Below are 5,306 nucleotides of genomic sequence, written 5' to 3'. Positions count from 1 at the left end.
GGCCTGGACCTTGATCGACTTCAGGACCCCGGCGACGGGGGAGGGGACCTCGGTGTCGACCTTGTCGGTGGACACCTCGAACAGGGGCTCGTCGGCCTCGACCTGGTCGCCCTCCTGCTTGAGCCAGCGGGTGATGGTGCCCTCGGTGATCGACTCACCGAGCTCCGGCATCTTGACTGGTGTCGCCATTGACCATCGTCTCCCGGCTCAGAGCTGGTGGAACGGCCGTCCGGCGAGGGTCAGGTGCGCCTCGCCGAGCGCCTCGGACAGGGTCGGGTGCGGGTGGATGTACTGGGCGACGTCGATCGGCAGCGCCTCCCAGTTGTAGATCAGCATCGCCTCGGCGACCAGGTCGGTGACCCGGGCGCCGACCAGGTGGATCCCGAGCACGGGACCGTCCTTGGCCGCGACCACCTTGACCATGCCCCCCTGGCCGTGGATCAGGCCCTTGGCCGTGGCGTTGAAGGGGAACTTGTTGACGACCACCTCGTGTCCCTGCTCCTTGGCCTGGGCCTCGGTGAGGCCGACCGACGCCACCTCCGGCGTGGAGAATGTGACCCGCGGGATGCCGGCGTAATCGATCGGCGGCGAGGACTGGCCGGCGACCGTCTCGGCGATCAGCATCCCCTCGGCGAACGAGGCGTGGGCCAGGGCCAGCGACGGCGGGGGCAGCAGGTCGCCGACCGCGTACACGCCCTCGACGTCGGTCTCCAGGGTCTCCCAGCGCTTGGGGACGACGAAGCCCCGGTCCAGCTTGACCCCGAGCTCCTCGTAGCCCAGGTCCTTGGTGACCGGGCCGCGGCCGGTGGCCACCAGCAGCAGCTCGGCCGACACCTCCGAGGCCTTGCCCTTGGCGTCCTTGACCGTCACCGTGACCTGCTCGTCGGTGACCTTGGCGTCCTCCAGCTTGGTGTCGACCATCGAGGTGATGCCGCGCTTCTTGAACGCCCGGGCCAGCTCGCGCTGGCTGTCGGCGTCCTCCAGCGGGACCAGGCCGGGCAGGACCTCGACGATCGTCACCTCGGCGCCCATGGAGCGCCAGAACGAGGCGAACTCGACCCCGACCGCCCCGGCGCCGAGCACGATCACCGACTTGGGCAGGTAGTCGAGCTTCAGCGCGTGGTCGGAGTTGATCACCCGCTCGCCGTCGATCTCCAGGCCGGGGATCGACCTGGGCTGGGAGCCGGTGGCCAGGACCAGGGCCCGGCCCGCGGTCAGCTCCCCGGTCCCCTCGACGTCGACGGTCCGCGGCCCGGTGACCCGCCCGCGCCCGCGGACGATCGCGATGCCGTCCTTCTTCAGGTGCCCTTCGAGCCCCTTGACGTTCTTGGTGACGATGTCCTCGCGGTTGGCCACCGTGGCCGAGTAGTCGATCGACTCGACCGTGGCCTTGATGCCCCAGCGCTCGGACGCCTCGTGGACGCCGTCCATCACCTCGGCGGCGTGCAGCAGCGCCTTGGTCGGGATGCAGCCCCAGTTGAGGCAGGTCCCGCCGCAGCGGTCCTCCTTCTCCACCAGGGCGACCGTGAGGCCCAGGCCGGCCGCCCGGATCGCGGTCGAGTACCCGCCGGTGCCGCTCCCCAGGACTACGACATCGTAGGAGTTCTCCGCCATGGCCGTCGGCTCCTTTAGGGTAGGGCTTCCCCGGCTGAGTCTAGCGAGGAGTAGGCTCAGAGGCAGAGGCCGGGGCGCTGATGGCGGCCCGGCCGGACCCTCTGGCGTCGCTGAAAGGAGGACCGCCTCGTGGAGGTCTCGGAGGTCATGACCAAGGAGGTCGTCACCGTCGGCCCGCACTACAACGTCGCCGACGTGGCCAGCCTCATGGACGCCAAGGGCATCGGCTCGGTGATCGTCCTCGAGGAGGAGCGGGTGCTGGGCATCCTCACCGAGCGCGACATCCTCAAGGTCATCGGCGCCGGCGAGGACCCCAAGAACGTGGCCGCCCACGAGGCCCTCATCGGCGACCTGTACACGATCGCCCCGGACGCCTCGGTCGAGGAGGCGGCCAGCCAGATGACCCAGGCCAAGATCCGGCACCTGCCGGTGATCGCCGACGACCAGATCGTCGGCATCGTCTCGATCCGCGACGTGGTCCGCTGGAGCGTCCGCGAGATGGCCCAGGCGACCGAGCTGCCCCACCTGGACGTGTCCCGTCAGGTCCTGTCGATCGTCCACCCGGTCGACACCGCCGCCGGCAACCCCAGTTGAGCTTCCTCGACAACCTCCGCATCCGGCGCAACCGCGGCCGCAGGGTCGCCTCCATGGACCGGGAGGCGACCTCCGAGGACCTGGACGCCCTGCGCGAGTTCGCCCGCACCCGGGTCGGGGTGGAGTTCTTCGTCGAGCCGGAGACCATGGTCACCGACACCACCGCGGTCGCGGTGGCCGCCGACGGCGAGTGGACCCGCCGCCGGGTCGGCTCCCCGCAGGTCATCCGGCAGGTGGCCAAGCAGCTCCAGCTGCCCGTCTACGACGTGCAGATCGTCGGCTACCCGGAGCGGATGCGCGCCTACAACGCCCGCCTCAAGGCCAGGCGCTCCGACCGCCTCCTCGGCAAGGAGGACCCCTCGTGACCGCTGACGGCGAGCTCCACCGCTCCCCCCTGGACGCCGTCCACCGGCGCCTCGAGGCCAAGATGGGCGCCTTCGCCGGCTGGGACATGCCGATCCAGTACCAGGGCACGATGTCCGAGCACAAGGCGGTGCGCGAGTCGGTGGGCGTGTTCGACCTCTCCCACCTGGGCAAGGTCGAGGTCCGCGGCCCGGGCGCCCACGACGCCCTCCAGCACGCCCTCTCCAACGACCTGGACCGCCTGGCCGAGCCGGGCGCCGCCCAGTACACCCTCTGCCTCACCGACGAGGGCACGATCGTCGACGACCTGATCGTCTACCGCGAGGCCGACGGCTGGCTGCTGGTCCCCAACGCCGCCAACTGGCCCAAGGTGGCCGACGCCGTCCGCGCCTCCGACCCCGGCCGCACCGAGGTCACCCCCCGCCCCGACGTCGCCGTGCTCGCCGTCCAGGGGCCACGCGCCCCCCAGCTCGTCGGGGGCCTGTTCCCCCAGGCCGCCGACCTGCCCTACATGCACATGGCCGTCACCGAATACCGGGGCGCCCCGGCCCGGGTGTGCCGCACCGGCTACACCGGCGAGCGCGGGTTCGAGCTGCTGGTCCCGGGCGAGGTCGCCCCGGCGCTATGGGAGGAGCTGTTCGAGCGGGGGGCGCCGTTCGAGGTCGTCCCCGTCGGGCTGGGCGGCCGCGACACCCTGCGCCTGGAGATGGGCTACGCCCTGCACGGCAACGACATCTCCACCGACACCGACCCGTTCGAGGCCCGGCTCGGCTGGGCCGTGGCCATGGACAAGGGCGACTTCCGGGGCCGGGAGGCCCTGGCCGCCCGCAAGGAGGCCGGCCCCAAGCGGCTGCTGGTCGGCCTCGTCGCCGCCGACCGGCTGATCCCGCGCCACGGCATGGCCGTGCTCGACGGCGACCGCCCGGTCGGCGAGGTCACCAGCGGCACCTTCTCGCCGACCCTGCGCCAGGGCATCGCCCTGGCCTACGTGCTGCCCGACGTCGCCGCCAAGGGCACCGAGCTCCAGGTCGACGTCCGCGGCAAGCGCGGCCAGGTGACGGTGACCCGGCCGCCGTTCGTCGGGTCCTCACCCAGGTAGGCATGGCGACCGGGGTGGCCTCCGAGCTGGTCGTGCTCCTCGACGAGGACGGCAGGCCGGCCGGGACCATGCCCAAGGCCCGGGTCCACGGGCCGGACACGCCGCTGCACCTGGCCTTCTCGGTCTACCTGTTCGACGCCGGGGGGCGCTTCCTGGCCACCCGCCGGGCGCTCGGCAAGCCGACCTGGCCGGGGGTGTGGACCAACTCCTGCTGCGGCCACCCGGCCCCCGGGGAGGAGCCGGCCGACGCCGCCCGGCGCCGCCTCGGCCAGGAGCTCGGCCTCCACCCGGCCCGCATGGAGCTGGTCCTGCCCTCGTTCGCCTACCGGGCGGTGGCCGCCGACGGGGTGGTCGAGAACGAGGTCTGCCCGGTGTTCTTCGCCCACCTGGACGGCGACCCGGAGCCGCCGCCGACCCCCGACCCCGAGGAGGTGGCCGAGTGGCGCTGGGTGCCCTGGGCGGCCTTCCGCGCCGTCGCGACCACGGCCCCGTGGGCCCTCAGCCCCTGGTCGGTCGAGCAGGTCGCGCAGCTGCCGAGCTGAGGCAAGGGTCAACCGGCAGGCAGTGGCCGGCGCGCGAAAGCCGGCGCAACCGGCTGGGCCGTCGACGCGGCTAGACGGGCATGGCGCGCGACGACCCGGACTTCCGCGAGTTCTTCGCCGGCGAGTTCTGGCCCCTGCGGCGGGTCGGGTTCCTGCTCACCGGCGACTGGGACCAGGCCGAGGACCTGGCCCAGGACGCGATGGCCCGGACCTACGCCGTCTGGCCCCGGGTCCGGGGGTATGACCGCCCGGCCGCCTACGCCCGCAAGGTGCTGCTCAACCGGCACCGCTCGCTGCTCCGCCGGGCCGTGGTCGAGGCCCGCCACCTGCTCACCAGCCACCCCGACGACCGCCACCAGCCCGACTTCGGCGGTGACGACCTGGTCCTGTGGCAGGCCCTCCAGGGGCTGCCGTCCCGCCAGCGGGCCGCGCTCGTGCTCCGCTTCTAGCTCGACCTGCCCGAGGCCGAGGTCGCCCGCCTCCTCGGCGTCCCGGCGGGCACGGTCAAGTCCTGGACCCACCGCGGCCTGGCCCGCCTGCGCGACCGCCTCGGTCCCACCTACGCCGGCGAGCGCCTCGCCGGCAACACCACCACGGAGGCCGGCCCATGACCATCGAGGACCGGGTCCGCCAGCTCATGGCCGCCGCCGTGGCCGACGAGCCACCCCCCAGGGGCGCCCCCCTGGAGCGGACCCTCCGCCGCCGCCGCCGCCCGGCCCTGGCCGGCGCCGTGGCCCTGGCCCTGGTCCTGGCGGCCGTGGTCGGCCTGGTCGCGCTCCGCGGCCGGGGCGCGACCCGGCCGGTCGCCCCCGCCCCCACGACCACGCCGCCGCCCACCACGGCCGTGTCCACCGCCGGCTGGAAGACCTACACCGACGCCGCCCACAACCTGCGCCTGCGCTACCCGCCGGACTGGGTCGCGCGCAAGCGGAACGCCGAGGGCACCGTCACCCTGGCCTCGCCGGAGCACGCCCGGAAGGCGCTGGCCAGCTGGCCGCCGTTCGCCGTGACGGTGGCCACCGGCGGGTCCTACTACCTGGGCGAGGTTGCCGAGCCCGGGTTCGTCCGGGGCCGGCTGCCGGGCGGCCAGGCCT

Annotated in this window: 8 protein-coding genes; 6 read left to right on the top strand and 2 right to left on the bottom strand. The window is 73.5% G+C overall.

The genetic code is table 11. From position 1 onward, the window contains the following. A partial coding sequence (locus VF468_20470) for a biotin/lipoyl-containing protein (protein HEX5880665.1) occupies positions 1–189 on the bottom strand: 189 nt, incomplete at its 3' end. Positions 190–207: 18 nt separating this feature from the next. Beyond that, a complete protein-coding gene (gene lpdA, locus VF468_20465) occupies positions 208–1,614 on the bottom strand; it encodes a dihydrolipoyl dehydrogenase (GenBank protein ID HEX5880664.1) in 1,407 nt (468 codons plus the stop codon). A gap of 129 nt (positions 1,615–1,743) precedes the next feature. Between lpdA and VF468_20460 the strand changes: the two genes are divergently transcribed. The 6 genes from VF468_20460 to VF468_20435 form a co-directional block, all read left to right on the top strand. After that, a complete protein-coding gene (locus tag VF468_20460; protein ID HEX5880663.1) occupies positions 1,744–2,208 on the top strand; it encodes a CBS domain-containing protein in 465 nt (154 codons plus the stop codon). A gap of 53 nt (positions 2,209–2,261) precedes the next feature. Next, complete coding sequence (locus VF468_20455; GenBank protein HEX5880662.1) at positions 2,262–2,573, top strand: hypothetical protein; 312 nt, start codon at positions 2,262–2,264, stop codon at positions 2,571–2,573. Continuing rightward, the gene (gene gcvT / locus VF468_20450) at positions 2,570–3,670 is read left to right on the top strand and encodes a glycine cleavage system aminomethyltransferase GcvT (protein ID HEX5880661.1); all 1,101 of its coding nucleotides are present in this window, start codon (positions 2,570–2,572) and stop codon (positions 3,668–3,670) included. Before VF468_20455 ends, gcvT begins: the two co-directional genes overlap by 4 nt. A gap of 2 nt (positions 3,671–3,672) precedes the next feature. Beyond that, positions 3,673–4,212: an isopentenyl-diphosphate Delta-isomerase gene (idi, locus tag VF468_20445; GenBank protein ID HEX5880660.1), complete on the top strand. Its 540-nt coding sequence runs from the start codon at positions 3,673–3,675 to the stop codon at positions 4,210–4,212. An 80-nt stretch (positions 4,213–4,292) separates the two neighbouring features. Next, a complete protein-coding gene (locus VF468_20440) occupies positions 4,293–4,661 on the top strand; it encodes a sigma factor (GenBank protein HEX5880659.1) in 369 nt (122 codons plus the stop codon). A gap of 158 nt (positions 4,662–4,819) precedes the next feature. Beyond that, the coding region (locus VF468_20435; protein ID HEX5880658.1) for a hypothetical protein at positions 4,820–5,306 on the top strand (487 nt) is incomplete at its 3' end.

The sequence above is a fragment of the Actinomycetota bacterium genome (assembly GCA_036280995.1).
Taxonomy (GTDB): domain Bacteria; phylum Actinomycetota; class CALGFH01; order CALGFH01; family CALGFH01; genus CALGFH01.
This window is presented reverse-complemented; position numbering and strand designations above follow the sequence as displayed.

Bases quoted from the DNA above. Each gene is read 5' to 3' on its own strand.
- lpdA (HEX5880664.1), bottom strand. From the start codon at position 1,614: ATGGCGGAGAACTCCTACGATGTCGTAGTCCTGGGGAGCGGCACCGGC.
- VF468_20455 (HEX5880662.1), top strand. From the start codon at position 2,262: ATGGACCGGGAGGCGACCTCCGAGGACCTGGACGCCCTGCGCGAGTTC.
- idi (HEX5880660.1), top strand. From the start codon at position 3,673: ATGGCGACCGGGGTGGCCTCCGAGCTGGTCGTGCTCCTCGACGAGGAC.
- VF468_20440 (HEX5880659.1), top strand. From the start codon at position 4,293: ATGGCGCGCGACGACCCGGACTTCCGCGAGTTCTTCGCCGGCGAGTTC.